A 16,634-nucleotide genomic window follows, 5' to 3' on the forward strand; every position below is an offset into this window, starting at 1 on the left:
CTTAAGACAAAAATTATGAAAAGATATAAAAATATATTTTTAACAGGCTTTTCGGCTTTAGCTGTGGTTTTTGCCATGTCGTCGTGCCAGAAAAAATTTGATGCCGGTTCATACAGGCCTTCAAAACCCTTACCAAGTTACGGTGGTTACACCAGCAGTAAACAAATTGCGCCGGATAACCTGGTGGCATACTGGGCGTTTAATGGAGTGCTTACCGATAGCGTTAGTAAAAAGGGCGGTACCGCTACTGGTACATCATTTGGTACAGGCATCACCAACAAAAGCCTGCAGGGCGCAGCCAATTCATACGCCCTATGCGATGCCCCCGATGGTTTAGCGACGGTAAAAAGTTTAACGCTGAGCGCGTGGGTAAATACACCTCCGCCATCAAACGGAATCCTTACCTATTTCAGCTTCGCAACTACCTCAAATTTTTGGGGCAATATCGAGTGCTTTTTCGAGAATGGCAGCGATAATACCAATGGAAAGCTAAGAATACACCTCGCACAAAATGGCAGCGACAATACCTATTCGATTGATAACGTAGCCAACCTGTTCAACACATGGGTTAACATAGTGGTTACGTATAACCAAACCGATGGTACATGTGTTTTATATGTAAACGGCGATGCAAAAAATACAGGTAAAGCAGGCAATCTTACCGGACCGCTGGCATTCACCAACATTGGTAAAGTAACTTTTGGCACCACCCAGTTTATGACTGACCCGAGCCAAACCAGTGCAACAGGTAAACAGGATTGGGCAAGCTATATAACCGGGCAGATCGACCAGGTTCGCGTTTATAACAGCGCACTTAGTGCGACCCAGGTATCGGCTTTATACAACCTTGATAAAGCCGGAAGATAAACAGTTGATTGATTATGAGGTTGCCGGGGTGGTTCCTGGCAGCCTCTTTTTTTAAACTTAAAGGCCTTACCGGTGTAATTATAAGCATGAGGTATTTGAATTTTTTGGGCGGATTGTGTGGGCTGGCAATTTTTATGTCATGCGGTAAAGAAAAATCGGTTACGCCTCCACCGCCAGTTACGCCGGGGACATTCAGTTTTAGTTCGCTAAAGATTGACGGTGTAGCAAATGGCTCCAACTACACTAACGTTTCCAGCAAGCCTGTAATTAAGCTGTCTTTTTCTGCCCCCGTAAATCATACATCGGTGGGAGGGAGTTTAACCCTGATTGGCCGGGATGGAGCAGCGGCGCTTTACAATACTACTTACGAAAACAGCGACAGCACCATTGTTATTATTCCAACTGGCCTGAAACCGATAACTCAATATTCTTTGACCGTTTCAACAGGTTTGACATCGGCAAAAAATGCTTCTTTACTTTCGGAAGTTAATATACAGCTGACCACGGCTATAGATTCTACCGACAAATTTCCAGCGATTACAGACGATCAACTGCTTGACCTCGTCGAAAAGCAAACTTTGAAATATTTCTGGGACTTCGGGCATCCAACCAGCGGCCTTGCCCGCGAGCGTAACAGTTCAGGCGATGTGGTAACTACAGGTGGCTCCGGTTTCGGCATCATGGCGATTGTTGCCGGCGTAAACAGGGGTTTTATATCGAGAGCAGATGGTTTAGCAAGACTGCAGAAAATCGTATCTTTTCTTAAAAATACAGCGCAAAAATTCCATGGCGCATTTCCCCACTGGATGAACGGTGCTACCGGCGCGGTTGTACCCTTCAGTCCGCAGGATGATGGTGCTGACCTGGTGGAAACCTCGTACCTGATGCAGGGCTTATTAACGGCACGGCAATATTTTAGCGGTGCAGGCACAGTTGAAACCACATTACGTACCGATATCACTGCGCTTTACAACGGGGTTGAGTGGGACTGGTTCAGGCAGGGCAGTCAAAATGTGTTGTACTGGCACTGGAGCCCGAATAATGGCTGGGCAATCAATATGAAGATAAATGGTTGGGATGAGGCGCTGATCACCTATGTAATGGCGGCATCTTCTCCGACACATGGCATTCCGAAAGCTGTTTATGATAATGGCTGGGCATTAAATGGTGCAATAAAGAATGGCAGCAGCTATTTTGGTATTACGCTGCCGCTTGGTCCGGCTCAGGGTGGACCATTGTTCTTTTCGCAGTACTCATTCTTAGGTATAGACCCTAACGGGTTAAAAGATGCCTATGCCAGTTATGATACGCAAAATAAAGCTCATGCCAGTATTAACTACAAATATTGCGTAGCTAACCCAAAAGGCTATAACGGCTACAGCGCAGATTGCTGGGGACTGACCGCCAGCGATATTAAGGACGGTTACACAGCCAGCTCACCAACAAATGATGTTGGTGTGATAGCGCCGACTGCCGCCATAGCATCGTTGCCATATACCCCGGCAGAATCGATGAAAGCGTTGAAATTCTTTTATTATAAGCTCGGCGACAAAATTTGGGGGCAATATGGGTTTTACGACGCGTTTAACCTTACCGACGTTTGGTTTGCCGATTCATATCTTGCAATAGACGAGGGGCCGATAATTGTGATGACAGAAAACTATCGAACCGGTTTGCTCTGGAATTTATTTATGAGCTGCCCGGAAATTAAAACGGGGATGAAGAGTTTAGGTTTTACCAGCCCGAAACTATAACGCTTTCGGATTTCGGAATTATTTATTTTGCTAAATGACTGCCCTCTCCGCAGCTAAAGTCTCCCCAACCGGGGGAGATTTAGAGGGGGGGTGAACGACCAACTATTATTTGACTATTTTAACTGATGAAAAAAACAATACTTCCTTTTTTAATGCTACTGTCTGCCTGCTGTATGGGGCAAAAGTCTGCTGCAGGCAAAGAAGACGGGATTAAACCTGTCGGCATCATAAAAAACCTGACCGATAGTGCGTTGCTCGACGTGGTGCAGCGCCAAACGTTCCGTTATTTTTGGGATTTTGGTCACCCCACCAGCGGACTTGCACGCGAACGCAGCAATGTTGCTTACGATTACGGCAATGAAGTAGTTACCACTGGTGGTTCGGGCTTTGGTATTATGGCGATGATAGTAGCTGATCATCGCAAATGGATAAGCCACGATCAGGCAGTAAACCGCATGCTTAAAATACTTAATTTTTTAATGAAGGCAGAATCGTTCCACGGCGCATTCCCGCACTGGATGAACGGCGAAACCGGTAAGGTTATTCCTTTCGGCCGGAAAGATGATGGCGCTGACATTGTTGAAACCTCTTATTTGTTTGAAGGCCTGCTTTGTGCAAGGCAATATTTTAATGCCAACAACGATAAGGAAGCACGCATACGCGGGATGGTAAACAACTTGTGGGATGAGATGGAATGGAACTGGTTTACCTGTGATGGCCGCCCGAATTTGTACTGGCACTGGAGCCCAAACAACGGCTGGGCAATGAACTTTCCTATCCGTGGGTTTAACGAGTGTATGATTACCTACATATTGGCAGAGTCGGCTGAAAGATACCCGGTACCTGCATCAATTTATTGGGATGGCTGGGCTCAAAGCGATTTCTTTAAAAACGGGAATACCTATTACGGGCACAAACTGCCACTGGGATTTCCGTATGGCGGCCCGTTGTTTTTTTCGCAGTATACTTTTCAGGCACTCAATCCTAAAGGTTTGAAAGACCGGTATGCCGATTACTGGGAACAAAACTTAAATCATACCCTGATAAACCACGATTATTGCGTTGATAACCCCAAAAAATACAAGGGCTACGGCGAAAACTGCTGGGGACTTACCGCAAGCGATAATTATGAAGGGTATAACGCCCATGCGCCTAATAACGACCTGGGTGTGATAACACCTACGGCTGCTCTATCGGCATTCCCATACACACCTGAATATTCCATGAAGGCATTGCGCCATTTCTACTACGATTTAGGAGATAAGATTTGGGGCGAATACGGTTTTACCGATGCGTTCAGCGAATCGCACAATTGGTACGCAAAATCGTATCTTGCGATAGATCAGGGGCCAATAGTAGTAATGATCGAAAATTATCGCAGCGGCCTGATCTGGAACCTGTTTATGAGCTGCCCGGAAATAAAAAAAGGATTAAGGAAGCTGGATTTTCAGAGCCCTTCGCTTAATTAGAACACATTATAATATTTTTTGACATTGCGAGCGGGGAACGAGGGCGGCAATCACGGCGCTAAGCATAGTCCGCGACGCATGGCGGGGAGGTTGTTCGTTTATCGCAATGACAAGAGTTTTATCTATCAGTTATGAAAAAATACGTCACTGTCTGCCTGGTACTGCTATTCGCCGCAACTTACGCCTTTGCTCAACACAAGCAAAAAACTTACTGCAACCCCATCAATATCGATTACGGCTATACGCCTATTCCCAATTTCTCAACCTGGGGCAGACACCGGGCTACAGCCGACCCGGTAATAACTATGTACAAGGGCGATTACTACCTGTTCTCTACCAACCAATGGGGCTACTGGTGGAGCCATGATATGTATCACTGGAATTTTATAGCCCGTCATTTCCTGCGCCCGGAGCATAAGGTGTACGATGACCTTTGCGCACCGGCGGTTTGGGTGCAGGGTGATACACTGATGGTGTTCGGCTCTACTTATTCGCCGAACTTCCCAATCTGGATGAGTACCAATCCTAAAGCTAACGAATGGAAGGAAGCTATCCACGAATTTGAGCCCGGGGGATGGGATCCGGACTTTTTCAGGGATGATGATGGCAAGCTGTACATGTACAATGGCAGTAGTAATACTTATCCTTTATACGGCGCTGAAATTGACCCGAAGAATTTTCACCTGAAAGGCTACCGTAAAGAAATGTATTTCCTGCAACCTTATCGATATGGGTGGCAGCGCTTTGGCGAATACATGGATAACACGTTTTTAGATCCTTTTATTGAGGGTGCATGGATGACCAAGCACAACGGGAAATACTACTTACAGTATGGCGCGCCTGGAACAGAGTTTAGCGGATATGCGGACGGCGTAGTGGTTGGTGATAATCCACTTGGACCATTTACACCGCAAAGTCAACCATTTAGCTATAAACCAGGCGGTTTTGCCCGGGGGGCAGGGCATGGTGCTACTTATACGGATGCATTTGGCAATTACTGGCACATAGCGACAATAGTGATAGCTGTAAAGAACAGTTTTGAGAGGCGGCTGGGCATTTGGCCGGCAGGGTTTGATAAAGAGGGCGTAATGTATTCCAATACCGCATTCGGCGATTACCCAACCTATCTGCCTGATGGTAAGGCCGACCATCTGCAAAGCAGCTTTACCGGCTGGATGCTGTTAAATTATAATAAGCCGGTTTCGGTGTCATCCACGCTGGGCGGTTACATGCCCAATAACGCGGTAGACGAAAGTATAAAAACCTACTGGAGTGCAAGGACGGGAGATGCCGGCGAATGGATCACCAGCGATTTGGGTAATATCAGCACGGTGAACGCCGTACAAATAAATTATGCGGATCAGGATGCGACGATACTCGGTAAAGCGACGGATACTTATACCCAATACAAATTATATTATTCGCTTGATAATAAGAAGTGGATGACGCTTGCCGATAAAAGTAAAAACAAAACCGACGTTCCTCACGATTATATCGAATTGGAAACACCTGTAAAAGCACGCTATATCAAGTTGGAAAACGTGCACATGCCAACAGGTAAGTTTGCCCTGAGCGGTTTGCGCGTGTTTGGAAATGGGGGAGGAGCGAAGCCGAATACTGTAAAAGAATTTATTGTGCTGCGTACCGAGAAAGACAAGCGTAGCGCCTGGATAAAATGGCAGCCGGTTGATAACGCGTTCGCATATAATATTTATACCGGCGTTGCTCCCGATAAACTATACAATTGCATAATGGTGCACACCGCCAACGAGTATTACCTTAAAACAATGGATAAGGACAAGCCTTATTACTTCCAGATTGAGGCTATAAATGAAAACGGCGTTTCGGAGCGGACGAAGGTGGTTAAGGTTGATTAAGGCCAGTTATCAGAGATTAGTTGATTAGAGATAGGTGAGCTATCTTTTATCCAGAATCAGCTAATCTATAGTCTGTAATTAACCAATAGCTAACACCGTTTTTTTCAAACTTATAGCATAACTTTACCAGCGTTTATTATCTACCTTGTAATTTATGGCAAAAATTAAGTTTCTATCGGTACTCTTAATATCACTTTTTATAGCGCAGGTGTTAACGGCGCAGGATAAATCCTCGTTCGACCGCGGCACATATATCTCAAAAGGCGATACTTTGCCTTATCGCATTTTATTCCCAAAGGACTTCGACCCGGCAAAAAAGTATCCGTTAATATTGGTTCTGCATGGCGCCGGTGAGCGTGGCAATAATAATGAATCGCAGCTGGCCTATGGTACTAAGACGTTTTTAAAAGATACCATCCGCGAAAAGTACGCCGCCATTGTAGTTTATCCCCAATGCCCGGAAAACGGTTGGTGGGCAAATAATAAGTTCGAAGAAGACTCCATAACCCACAAAACCAAATTCATCTTTCAGCATGATGCGCCCCCAACTAAAGCAATGGTTAGCCTGTTGGGCTTGCTCGATCAGCTTTTAGACAAGCCCTATATAAATAAGCACATGGTGTATGTAGGAGGCCTGTCTATGGGCGGCATGGGTACTTTTGAAATAATTGCCCGCAGGCCAAAAGTATTTGCTGCCGCATTCGCTATTTGCGGCGGCGACAATACACTCAACGTAAAAAAGTACGCTAAAAAAGTACCTCTATGGGTTTTTCATGGTGCGAAAGACAGCATTGTTCCTGAATTTCATTCCGAATCGATAGTGGCCGCTATAAAAAATGCAGGAGGGGACCCGAAATTTACCGTTTATCCCAATGATGACCATAACAGCTGGGATGATGCATTCAGGGAACCGTTACTGATTCCGTGGTTGTTTAGCCATACGAAATAAAGAGCTTGTCATTGAATTAGTAAACCCTTACAATTGCGAGATATTAACGAACGAAGCAACCTAATCATAGTCCTTGAGCGCAACGCATAGTTCGTAATGTATGGCGACGAGATTGCTTCGTTTCTCGCAATGACAAATTTATTGGGCATTGCTAATATGTCCCAGCGCATAACTGATAAAGTTACTCGTTAACCCGTAATCCTCAGTTCCTTTCCTGCGGATGAAAAAGAAATCGCGGGTTATTTTCAATCCTTCGACAGGTACCTCAACTAATTCGCCTTCGGCAAGTTCACGCAGGATGGAGGGTTTAGGCATAAAGCCAAGGCATTGGTCGGCCCGGAGAAAGTTTTTAAGCGCCTCCGTTCCGCCGAGCCGTATTTTTACCGATAAGTCGGACGGTTTGATATGCAGGGCTGATAGCGACTTTAGTAGTGCATTCAATGTTCCGGAGCCACGCTCCCGCAATGCCAGCGGCGTTTTTACAAATTGCTTCAGCGTTAATGATTTACCCGCCAGCGGACTTTTGGCTGAACATACAGGTATCACTTCGTCGCTCATGAACGGCCGGTAGGAGACAGTGGTAAGCTTATTATCCACCTCTATGATACCGATATCCACCTCGTGATTAAGCAACGCATTTAAAATATACTCTGAGTTGCGGTTCACCAACTGTACATCCACATTGGCATACTCCCGTTGAAAGCCGGACAATATAGACGGTAAAATATATAAGGCAATAGTAGTACTCGCACCTAACCGCAAATGTCCTGCTGCCTGTGACAAATTACTTAATATAGATAGGTCATATTCAATTTTGCGCTCGATCTCGGTAGCTTGTAATAGATATTCATTAAGCTTTTTACCTGCTTCTGTAAGCAGGATGCTATTACCCTTGCGCTCAAACAAGGGCAATTTATACTGGTCTTCCAGTGCCTTAACGTGCTTGCTGATAGCGGGCTGCGTTATAAACAATACCTGTGCCGCCTTGCTGAAGCTCAGGTTGGCAGCAACTTCCATAAAAACACGGTGAGCGAAGGAGATCATACTGCGAAGATAGGAAAACAGTATAAAAAAAAGTTATAATGTACGCCTATACTTCTGAATGTCACAGCACAAAAACAGCATTCGCCTTAGTAACACTTCTTCCTTGCTATGTACAGGCAGGTAACAATGTCCCTTATCACTCTGTCTTTAAATTGCTCTCTGGCTATTCGTCCTAATTCAGCGAGCAGTTCGTCCCGGTCGGGGCGGATGCTGATGGGTGAATAGGTAGCATACAGCGCAACAGTTTGTTCTGCTGTAAGTACCAGCGGCCATTCGCCTGCACGGTATTCTATATTTTCAAAGGCGTTGGTTTCTTCCAGCGCGGCGAGGCGCGCTTTAAAATCAAGCGCGTAAGGAAGGTTCGCGGCGCCTTGCGACGGGCTTAATGCACCCTCCAGCAGATGTTTTGTTGCATGATGGAACAAGTTCTCGCGCTCATGATTACCATACACGTTCCAAACCATTCCCCACCATCCGCCTGGCTTTAACAGGCGGGCAATTTTTTGCAATGCGACCGGTTCATCAAGCCAGTGAAATGCCGTAGCGGAAAAGCCAAAATCAAATACGCCTTCCGGCAGTTCAGCTTCTTCAAAGGGGACAGTGTATATCTCAAGGGCAGCTTCCGGCATCGAGGCAGCCAGGTATTGGGCCATCCGGTTATCTGATTCGATCACAACTAACGGATCTGCTCCAAGTTCCAGCAGTCGCCTGGTAGCAATACCCGTACCCGCGCCTATTTCGAAAGTACGGGTACCACCGGCAAGACAACCCCGTTCAACCAGCATTTCAAAAACCCAATCAGGGTAGGATGGTCGCGCGGCATGGTAAGCCGCGGGATCGCTGCCAAACGCCGACCGGCCGAATTCGCGATTAATGGTAATGTTTTGCATCAGTATGAAATAAAAATAGGGATAACCTCCCGATTATCCCTAAAATTGTATGTTTTTTGAAAAGAGAAACTAATCTCTAATCTCCAATTAATTAATTTCTGCTACCGCACCAATCAAATGCTTTTCCGCCAGGTATTCGGCGATCTGCACGGCATTGGTAGCAGCACCTTTACGCAGATTGTCAGATACGATCCACATATTCAATGTTTTTTCCTGGCTTTCATCGCGGCGAAGGCGACCGACAAATACTTCGTCTTTATCATGAGCATCGAGCGGCATCGGGTATTTTAGGTTGGCAACATCGTCAACCAAAACTACGCCCGGGGCATTAGCCAGTAATTCACGCACCTCGCTCAAATCATACTCGTGCAAAAACTCAACATTAACGGACTCAGAGTGACCACCCATAACCGGGATACGCACCGTAGTGGCGGTAACCTTGATGCTATCGTCACCCATAATTTTATTGGTCTCTTTCACCATTTTCATTTCCTCTTTGGTGTAGCCGTTTTCGGTAAATACATCGATATGCGGCAATACGTTAAGGTCGATCTGATATGGATAAACTTTTGGTCCGTCAATACCTTTACGCTCGTTGAATAGTTGATCTACTGCTTTCACGCCCGTTCCGGTAACTGACTGGTAGGTTGACACAACCACCCTTTTGATTTTATATTTATCGTGCAATGGCTTCAAGGCCACTACCATTTGTATGGTCGAACAATTTGGATTAGCGATGATCTTGTCATCCGCCGTTAATACGCCGGCATTTACTTCAGGAACAACCAGCTTTTTGGTTGGGTCCATACGCCAGGCCGATGAATTATCGATAACAGTTGTGCCGGCTGCTGCAAAAAGTGGCGCCTGTGCCAGTGACGTGCTGCCCCCTGCCGAAAATATAGCGACATCGGGCTTCTGTTTTATCGCATCCTCAACAGAAACAACCTTGTACTGCTTACCCTTAAAAGTGATTTCTTTACCAACACTTTTTTCTGAAGCTACCGGAATTAATTCTGTAACGGGGAAGTTGCGCTCCGCAAGGACCTGCAACATTTTAGTGCCAACTAATCCTGTGGCACCTACTACTGCGACTTTCATTTTTAAATTGTTATAAATAATTAATTAAACTGCAAAGATGCGGTTTTTTTATTGGAATGTTGTAAAGTTGGAAGGCTGAAATATTGTGAATTCCTGATTTTTACGCTGACTTTTGAATTATTTGTAATCACAAATATCATTTAACAGGAAATTATTAATAACGGTATTGTCACGTAATCTTTATTTGCCAAAGTCATAATCTATTTAAGTCAAATTAATACCTTTGCCGTGTAATAACTGGCATTTCATGAGCGAAAAAATTCTAATAATTGGCGCCAATGGTCAAATCGGCACCGAATTGGTTAAGGCGTTGCGTGCAATTCACGGCGCCGAGGCAGTAATAGCATCAGATATTAAAAGTCCGGCATACGCTATCCGCAACAGTGGCCCGCATGAAATTGCCAACGTGCTCGACCGGGACAACCTTCATCATATATTCGATAAGCACCGTCCCACGCAGGTTTACCTGTTAGCAGCTATTCTCTCTGCCGTTGGGGAGCAAAAACCAAAAGTGGCCTGGGATCTGAATATGACCGGTTTGCTGCATGTGCTTGATTTTGCCGTAGAATTTAAAGTTGCCAAAGTGTTCTGGCCAAGCTCCATAGCCGTTTTCGGGCCGCATTCGCCACAACAAAACACGCCGCAATATTGTGTAATGGACCCTAATACTGTTTATGGTTTTAGCAAGCTGGCCGGCGAACGCTGGTGTGAATATTACTTTACGAAGTATGGAGTAGATGTCCGCAGTATACGTTACCCCGGCCTTATCGGTTGGCGGGCCAACCCGGGCGGAGGGACGACTGATTACGCTGTTCATATTTTCCACGAGGCTTTAAAGGCGGGCAAATACCAGAGTTTCCTTTCGGCACAAACGGCGCTGCCGATGATGTATATGGATGATGCCATCCGCGCTACTATAACGCTTATGGACGCACCTGCCGAAAACGTAAAAATTCGCTCCTCATATAACCTTGCCGGCATCAGTTTCACTCCCGAACAACTTGCCGGAGAAATTAAAAAACACATTCCGGATTTTGAAATCAGCTATGCGGACAACGACCCGCGGCAGGCAATTGCCGATAGCTGGCCAAAATCTATTGATGACAGTTCCGCTCAGCAGGACTGGGGCTGGCAGTTGGAATATGACCTGCCAAAAATGGTGGACGATATGCTCACGAATCTGCGCACCATAATTTAGGGCGAAAGGTTAAAAAACAAATATTATATTCGCAGATTAGTCCATGGACAATAGACCATGGACTAAAAAAAATTAAAGGAAGAAACCGCTTGGTTTGGTCTTCCGATGATCAAAAATATTAATGCAACGACCATGGACTATGGACCATGGATTATCGACTAATATAATGGGAAGAGCATTTGAATTTCGTAAAGAGAGAAAGTTTAAGCGCTGGGCCAAAATGGCCGTTCAGTTTACGCGCTTAGGAAAAGAAATTGTGATGGCCGTGAAAGCCGGCGGGGGAGATGTTAATACTAACTCGCGCCTGCGTACAGCTGTGCAGAACGCCAAAGCGGTGAACATGCCTAAAGACCGCGTAGAAGCCGCTATTAAACGCGCCAGCAGCCGCGACGAAAAGGATTATGAAGAAATAGTATATGAGGGCTATGCACCTCACGGTGTGGCGGTGCTGGTTGAAACAGCTACTGATAATACAAACCGTACCGTTGCCAATGTACGCAGCTATTTTACAAAGGTTGGTGGTACATTAGGCAAAACAGGCTCGCTGGATTTTATTTTCACCCGCAAATCAGTGTTTACTTTTGCTCCCGGCGACCGTGACCTGGAAGAGCTGGAACTGGAACTGATTGATGCGGGGTTGGAAGACCTGTTTGTAGAGGCCGACGAGGAAGGAAATGACCTGGCTGTAATCCATACTGCTTTTGAAGATTTTGGCAAAATGCAGAAAGCGCTGGAAGCAGCGGGTATTGAAACCAAATCTGCAAAACTGGAGCGCATACCACAGTCATTCCACGAAGTGACAGAAGAACAGGTTGCAGACGTAATGAAGCTGATCGATCGTTTGGAAGAAGACGACGACGTACAGGCGGTATACCATAACATGGCTGAATAATTTTGATTTGAAGATTTGATGATGTGTTGATTTGAAAATTGGTTACATCTTCAAATTTTCAAATTGTTTCATTTTCAAATCAAACCATCATGGCCATATTCCACACACGCAAGCAGGAAAAGAAGGTAAAGGTAACTTTTGCCAATGGCTTGCTGTTGGTTGAAAAGGACGACGGCAGGCAGCAGGTGTTTCCACTGGATTTTTTTCCTGAGCTGTTGAATGCAACGGATGAAGAACGGGAGGATTGGATTCAGACATCCACCGGCATCCATTTTAACAAATTAGATTTGGATGTGTCTCTTTAGATGTGAGATTCGATTGGTACTTTTGTTTCACGTGTTATAGCTAGCAGCCCGTATCTATGACCTTCGATGAGTTTTTTAAAAAGAAAAGAATAGACCTGGCAGCTTTACAACAAGCTGAACCGGTGCTTTTTTCAGAATTTAAAGCTCATTTTGAACAAATGGGCGAGAAAAGCTTTGACCATACCAAAAAATATTGGTTCAACAAAATCCGCCGGCAATTCCCGCTGGCAGCCGAAGTTAAAACCGACAAGCCACATATCGCGAACCCTATTGCAGAGCAAACCATTACCGAGAGCCTCACGGATATTGCATCTGCAACACAATCGCCCAAAGTGGGCTTTGTGCCACGATTTAAGGCGCCGGGCATTCCCACCTCTGCTGTAGATGTCCGAAAAGAAGGTGTTCCGCCTGATACGCATATTACCGGTTCTCCGGCGCCGGTTGAACCGGCAGCTTCAAAACCTGCAGGTTTTGTCCCAAGGTTTAAGATGAAGCCTGCAACAGGGCCTGAATCCAGTCTTGCCGGAAACGACGAGCCTGTAAACCCGGTTGCAGAAACTCCGCCTAAAGCACAGCCAACGCCTCCTGCTGATCCCGCATCGAAACCATCGGGCTTTACACCGAGATTTAAAATGAATCCCAAAGGCCAGCAAGCAGAACCAGGCGCTGAATTTCCGGCAGTACCTGATATTGTCGCTAAGCCGGAAGCCGAAACGGGATCGGAAGCACAATCTAATCCAGCAGCATCCAAACCCGCCGGATTTACGCCAAGGTTCAAGATGAAGCCCAAAGCAGAGCCTGCACAATCCGATACGGAGAATCCCGTTGAGCCTGCCGCTTCATCAAAACCGGGAAATGAAACAAATACTGAAACGACCCTGCCTGAAACGCCGGCCAAGAAGCCTGCCTATAAGCCACGCTTTGTGCCGCCCAAGCCAAAGGAAGAGTAGTTCGGATCGGGATTAAATGTGTCCGTGGATTATTTAAATTCGGGGCGGCCATTAGCTAAAACCCACTCACCCTAAAACCTGTTGGACCCTGGTTCACAATCTAAATATTTCTAAAACTATCTCCATTTCTGCCTGTAATTATATATAGATTAATTTTTGTGATTTAAAATCAATAAATCTGTATATTATGGCAACATTGAATAATAAAAAGGTGGTTATACTCACCGAAGAAGGATTTGAACAAGTAGAATTGACCAGCCCTAAAGCAGCTTTAGAAGAAGCTGGCGCAACCGTCCATGTGGTATCGCCTAAAAGTGGCAAAATAAAAGCATGGGACAAAACTGACTGGGGTATAGAGATCGACGTAGATAAGGCGCTAAATGAAGTTAGTCCGGATGATTATGATGCGTTAATGCTTCCAGGCGGCGTGCTTAATCCTGACAAATTAAGGCAGAATAAAGAGGCCGTTGCATTTGTGTCGGCATTTTTGGATGAGAGCAAACCGGTAGCTGCAATCTGTCACGGCCCGCAAATGCTGATAGAGACAGGCATGATTGGCGGCCGCACATTAACTTCATATCCATCGCTCCGGACTGACCTGGAAAACGCCCGTGCACATTGGATCGACCAGGAAGTTGTAGTGGACCAGGGCCTTGTAACCAGCCGCCGCCCGGATGACCTGGAAGCATTTAATAAGAAAATGATTGAGGAAATTGGGGAAGGGGTGCATGCGTAATGAATATTTGTCATTGCGAGGAACGAAGCAATCTCGTCTTTGCCTGTATCTATCATGCATATTTTACAAGTATAACGACGAGGTTGCCGCGCTCGTTCTTCGCCCGCGATGATAAAGAATTTATTGGATTTTTCCCAAAATCTCCGCGCCCACCGGGTCAATCGTTTCTGCTGAATTAGATAACAAAACAATTGCTATCCCTTTCTCTGCATTAAAGGCCATAAAACTGCTGCTGCCGTAGGTGCCACCATTGTGGAAATAATAGTCAACGCCTTTAACTTTTATCACATGCCAGCCCATACCAATTTTAACATCTTTACTGAAGGTGATTTTATGTGTTAACTGAATAGCTGCCGAAAGAGGTGTAGATCTCTGATTCATATTGGCGTTAGCATATTTCAGCAAATCATTTACGGTTGAGCGCAGAGCGCCGCAGGGGGCCAGTACGTCAAAATCCCAGGGAGGCGTGGGCTGTCCGCTTAAATTGTAAACCCCTACAAAGCGTGGACTAAATAACGGGTTTAAATATTGAGCCGTACTGAACATGCCAAGCGGTCTGGCTATGATCTCGTTTACCATCTGTTCAAATACCTGCCCGCTTACGGATTGCAGTATCGAGCCGAGCAAACCCACGCCTAAATTTGAGTAAGCATATTTCTCACCTGGCTTACTGGTAAGCTTGCAAGACTTTAAATAAGAATACATCAGTTGCTTATTGTAGTCTTTGTATGGATTAAATGGGTCGGTTAGGTTATCTCTCAGATTATCAGGGACGCTAACCAGGCCCGAAGTATGGTTTATTAAATTAAGCAGCGTTATTCCCTTTAATTGTTGATTAATGGCTACCGAATCCGGCAGATACATAATGATGGGAGCATCCAGCCTCACTTTTCTTTCATTAACAAACCAGGCCAATAAGGTAGCTGTAAAAGTTTTGGTTATCGAGCCAATCTCGAAAAAGCTGTCGGCGGTGGGTAACACTTTACCGCCCCTTTTCATTTCACCATAATTGTACAGCGTGGTCTTGCCATTTTTTATAACTCCAATACTGAGACCAACAGTATTGGCCTTTTGAATGTATTTGCGGGCAGCACTATCAACCTGTTTATCCATCACCGTTTGCATTGGATTTGAAGTTGCTACCAGTGCTGTTTTATTATTCAAAGGTTCCGTATATGAAGTAAAAACCAGGGTTTCTATTTTGTCTTTGCTATCAAGGCTTATCGATGCCTTGAGCTTTATCGAATTAAATTCAACTTTATAGGCGGCCAGACTGTTGTTCACAAAGTTAATTAACAATGTACTCCTTATTTGCCCGAGTGGAAAAAGCTGCTCATTGGCTACTTTATTAAATGCGTCGATATTCAGCTCATGCTGAAAAGCATCACCGGTGAGATTATAAATAGCATCTGCATTTTTCTCGTTCAAATATTTTTTTACAAGATTAAAAACAGAATCAACCTTTTGCTGCTGGCGGGTTTGGGCAGATAAAGCTTGGGAAACGGCAACTAAAATTAAGACCGCTAAATACCTCATAGAACGAATTAACGGAGATTTGCCGGTTTTAATGTAATAAGAAATAAACTAATGAAAATTATTTACGCCGTTTGCCCGGCCAGTAAAAACAACACCGCCATACGTATGGCCACGCCATTTTCTACCTGGTCGAGGATAATGGATTGCTTGCTGTCCGCCACATCGCTGGTAATTTCCACCCCGCGGTTAATCGGGCCGGGGTGCATTACGATGATCTCTTTATCCAGCGAGTCAAGTATTTGCTTATTTAAACCATAAAGCATGGTATATTCCCGCAGTGAGGGAAAGTATTTGATATCCTGGCGCTCCAGTTGTATGCGCAACATATTGGCCACATCGCACCAGTTAAGGGCTTTTAGCAGGTTATGTTCCACCTTGACACCTAATGAACCGATATATTTTGGAATAAGAGTTGTCGGTCCGCAAACCATAACTTCGGCCCCCAAATGTTTCAAACAAAGGATATTTGACAAGGCCACGCGTGAGTGGAGGATATCGCCTACAATTACTACTTTTTTACCTGCTACATCACCTAATTTCTCACGGATAGAAAAAGCATCCAGCAAAGCCTGGGTAGGGTGTTCATGAGCGCCATCGCCAGCGTTCACTATCTGGGCTTTTACATGTTTTGAAAGAAATACGCCCGCGCCTGCGTAAGGATGGCGCATTACCACCATATCCACCTTCATAGCGAGGATGTTGTTTACGGTATCAATAAGGGTTTCGCCTTTGCTTACTGACGATGATGAGGCTGCAAAGTTAACCACATCGGCAGATAGCCTTTTTTCAGCTAACTCGAAGGATAAACGTGTACGTGTAGAGTTTTCGAAGAAAATATTGGCAATGGTGACATCACGCAGAGATGGGACTTTTTTTATTGGCCTGTTCAAAACCGTTTTAAAATTATCCGCAGTTTCAAATATCAGTTGAATGTCTGCGGGGTTAAGGTCCTTTATTCCCAGTAAATGTCTCGTGCTTAATCCTGCCATTTGCTTAATAAATATCGAACATCGAATATCGAATTTTGAATAATGAAGTAGTTAAAAGTTCAAACGATAGAATACTTCAG

General features: G+C 45.1%; 15 protein-coding genes. 10 read left to right on the plus strand and 5 right to left on the minus strand.

Going from position 1 to position 16,634, the window contains the following annotated elements; genetic code table 11:
• Positions 1 to 15 precede the first annotated feature (15 nt).
• The 5 genes from Q3W13_RS06405 (at position 16) to Q3W13_RS06425 (ending at position 6,916) form a co-directional block, all read left to right on the plus strand.
• The gene (locus tag Q3W13_RS06405; protein ID WP_302862243.1) at positions 16 to 867 is read left to right on the plus strand and encodes a LamG domain-containing protein; all 852 of its coding nucleotides are present in this window, start codon (positions 16 to 18) and stop codon (positions 865 to 867) included.
• A gap of 14 nt (positions 868 to 881) precedes the next feature.
• A complete protein-coding gene (locus Q3W13_RS06410) occupies positions 882 to 2,621 on the plus strand; it encodes a glucoamylase family protein (RefSeq protein ID WP_302862245.1) in 1,740 nt (579 codons plus the stop codon).
• A 125-nt stretch (positions 2,622 to 2,746) separates the two neighbouring features.
• Positions 2,747 to 4,090, plus strand: coding sequence for a glucoamylase family protein (locus Q3W13_RS06415; protein WP_302862247.1), 1,344 nt, complete (start codon positions 2,747 to 2,749; stop codon positions 4,088 to 4,090).
• Positions 4,091 to 4,221: 131 nt separating this feature from the next.
• The gene (locus tag Q3W13_RS06420) at positions 4,222 to 5,967 is read left to right on the plus strand and encodes a discoidin domain-containing protein (RefSeq protein WP_302862250.1); all 1,746 of its coding nucleotides are present in this window, start codon (positions 4,222 to 4,224) and stop codon (positions 5,965 to 5,967) included.
• Positions 5,968 to 6,121: 154 nt separating this feature from the next.
• Positions 6,122 to 6,916 carry a prolyl oligopeptidase family serine peptidase gene (locus Q3W13_RS06425; RefSeq protein WP_302862252.1) on the plus strand — a complete coding sequence of 265 codons (795 nt, stop codon included), beginning with the start codon at positions 6,122 to 6,124 and terminating at the stop codon, positions 6,914 to 6,916.
• A gap of 138 nt (positions 6,917 to 7,054) precedes the next feature.
• Here Q3W13_RS06425 and Q3W13_RS06430 read toward each other — a convergent pair whose 3' ends face one another.
• The 3 genes from Q3W13_RS06430 to Q3W13_RS06440 form a co-directional block, all read right to left on the minus strand.
• The gene (locus Q3W13_RS06430) at positions 7,055 to 7,933 is read right to left on the minus strand and encodes a LysR substrate-binding domain-containing protein (RefSeq protein ID WP_302862255.1); all 879 of its coding nucleotides are present in this window, start codon (positions 7,931 to 7,933) and stop codon (positions 7,055 to 7,057) included.
• Between the two features lie 113 nt (positions 7,934 to 8,046).
• Positions 8,047 to 8,850: a bifunctional 2-polyprenyl-6-hydroxyphenol methylase/3-demethylubiquinol 3-O-methyltransferase UbiG gene (locus tag Q3W13_RS06435; protein ID WP_302862257.1), complete on the minus strand. Its 804-nt coding sequence runs from the start codon at positions 8,848 to 8,850 to the stop codon at positions 8,047 to 8,049.
• A gap of 87 nt (positions 8,851 to 8,937) precedes the next feature.
• Positions 8,938 to 9,948 (minus strand): aspartate-semialdehyde dehydrogenase, encoded by a 1,011-nt coding sequence (locus tag Q3W13_RS06440; RefSeq protein ID WP_302862259.1) that lies wholly within the window; start codon positions 9,946 to 9,948, stop codon positions 8,938 to 8,940.
• A 247-nt stretch (positions 9,949 to 10,195) separates the two neighbouring features.
• Here Q3W13_RS06440 and Q3W13_RS06445 point away from each other — a divergent pair, with 247 nt between their 5' ends.
• From Q3W13_RS06445 to Q3W13_RS06465, 5 genes are all read left to right on the plus strand, one after another.
• Complete coding sequence (locus Q3W13_RS06445) at positions 10,196 to 11,146, plus strand: NAD-dependent epimerase/dehydratase family protein (protein WP_302862261.1); 951 nt, start codon at positions 10,196 to 10,198, stop codon at positions 11,144 to 11,146.
• 166 nt (positions 11,147 to 11,312) lie between these two features.
• The gene (locus Q3W13_RS06450) at positions 11,313 to 12,038 is read left to right on the plus strand and encodes a YebC/PmpR family DNA-binding transcriptional regulator (protein ID WP_302862264.1); all 726 of its coding nucleotides are present in this window, start codon (positions 11,313 to 11,315) and stop codon (positions 12,036 to 12,038) included.
• 89 nt (positions 12,039 to 12,127) lie between these two features.
• Complete coding sequence (locus Q3W13_RS06455; RefSeq protein ID WP_302862266.1) at positions 12,128 to 12,343, plus strand: DUF2442 domain-containing protein; 216 nt, start codon at positions 12,128 to 12,130, stop codon at positions 12,341 to 12,343.
• Positions 12,344 to 12,399: 56 nt separating this feature from the next.
• Entirely contained in the window at positions 12,400 to 13,293 is an 894-nt protein-coding gene (locus Q3W13_RS06460) for a hypothetical protein (RefSeq protein WP_302862267.1), read from the plus strand.
• A gap of 187 nt (positions 13,294 to 13,480) precedes the next feature.
• Positions 13,481 to 14,029: a type 1 glutamine amidotransferase domain-containing protein gene (locus tag Q3W13_RS06465; RefSeq protein ID WP_302862270.1), complete on the plus strand. Its 549-nt coding sequence runs from the start codon at positions 13,481 to 13,483 to the stop codon at positions 14,027 to 14,029.
• A gap of 120 nt (positions 14,030 to 14,149) precedes the next feature.
• Here the strand turns inward: Q3W13_RS06465 and Q3W13_RS06470 are convergent, their stop codons facing one another.
• Complete coding sequence (locus Q3W13_RS06470; protein ID WP_302862272.1) at positions 14,150 to 15,565, minus strand: serine hydrolase; 1,416 nt, start codon at positions 15,563 to 15,565, stop codon at positions 14,150 to 14,152.
• A gap of 62 nt (positions 15,566 to 15,627) precedes the next feature.
• Complete coding sequence (locus Q3W13_RS06475) at positions 15,628 to 16,554, minus strand: aspartate carbamoyltransferase catalytic subunit (RefSeq protein ID WP_302862274.1); 927 nt, start codon at positions 16,552 to 16,554, stop codon at positions 15,628 to 15,630.
• Positions 16,555 to 16,634 lie beyond the last annotated feature (80 nt).

Origin of the sequence: Mucilaginibacter sp. L3T2-6 (assembly GCF_030519355.1) — a bacterium.
In the GTDB taxonomy this organism is placed as follows: domain Bacteria; phylum Bacteroidota; class Bacteroidia; order Sphingobacteriales; family Sphingobacteriaceae; genus Mucilaginibacter.

Excerpts from the sequence above, each read along its gene's own strand:
- Q3W13_RS06405 (WP_302862243.1), top strand. The coding sequence starts at position 16 with ATGAAAAGATATAAAAATATATTTTTAACAGGCTTTTCGGCTTTAGCT.
- Q3W13_RS06460 (WP_302862267.1), top strand. The coding sequence starts at position 12,400 with ATGACCTTCGATGAGTTTTTTAAAAAGAAAAGAATAGACCTGGCAGCT.
- Q3W13_RS06455 (WP_302862266.1), top strand. The coding sequence starts at position 12,128 with ATGGCCATATTCCACACACGCAAGCAGGAAAAGAAGGTAAAGGTAACT.
- Q3W13_RS06450 (WP_302862264.1), top strand. The coding sequence starts at position 11,313 with ATGGGAAGAGCATTTGAATTTCGTAAAGAGAGAAAGTTTAAGCGCTGG.
- Q3W13_RS06445 (WP_302862261.1), top strand. The coding sequence starts at position 10,196 with ATGAGCGAAAAAATTCTAATAATTGGCGCCAATGGTCAAATCGGCACC.
- Q3W13_RS06425 (WP_302862252.1), top strand. The coding sequence starts at position 6,122 with ATGGCAAAAATTAAGTTTCTATCGGTACTCTTAATATCACTTTTTATA.
- Q3W13_RS06430 (WP_302862255.1), bottom strand. The coding sequence starts at position 7,933 with ATGGAAGTTGCTGCCAACCTGAGCTTCAGCAAGGCGGCACAGGTATTG.
- Q3W13_RS06410 (WP_302862245.1), top strand. The coding sequence starts at position 882 with ATGAGGTTGCCGGGGTGGTTCCTGGCAGCCTCTTTTTTTAAACTTAAA.
- Q3W13_RS06475 (WP_302862274.1), bottom strand. The coding sequence starts at position 16,554 with ATGGCAGGATTAAGCACGAGACATTTACTGGGAATAAAGGACCTTAAC.
- Q3W13_RS06465 (WP_302862270.1), top strand. The coding sequence starts at position 13,481 with ATGGCAACATTGAATAATAAAAAGGTGGTTATACTCACCGAAGAAGGA.
- Q3W13_RS06435 (WP_302862257.1), bottom strand. The coding sequence starts at position 8,850 with ATGCAAAACATTACCATTAATCGCGAATTCGGCCGGTCGGCGTTTGGC.
- Q3W13_RS06440 (WP_302862259.1), bottom strand. The coding sequence starts at position 9,948 with ATGAAAGTCGCAGTAGTAGGTGCCACAGGATTAGTTGGCACTAAAATG.
- Q3W13_RS06420 (WP_302862250.1), top strand. The coding sequence starts at position 4,222 with ATGAAAAAATACGTCACTGTCTGCCTGGTACTGCTATTCGCCGCAACT.
- Q3W13_RS06415 (WP_302862247.1), top strand. The coding sequence starts at position 2,747 with ATGAAAAAAACAATACTTCCTTTTTTAATGCTACTGTCTGCCTGCTGT.
- Q3W13_RS06470 (WP_302862272.1), bottom strand. The coding sequence starts at position 15,565 with ATGAGGTATTTAGCGGTCTTAATTTTAGTTGCCGTTTCCCAAGCTTTA.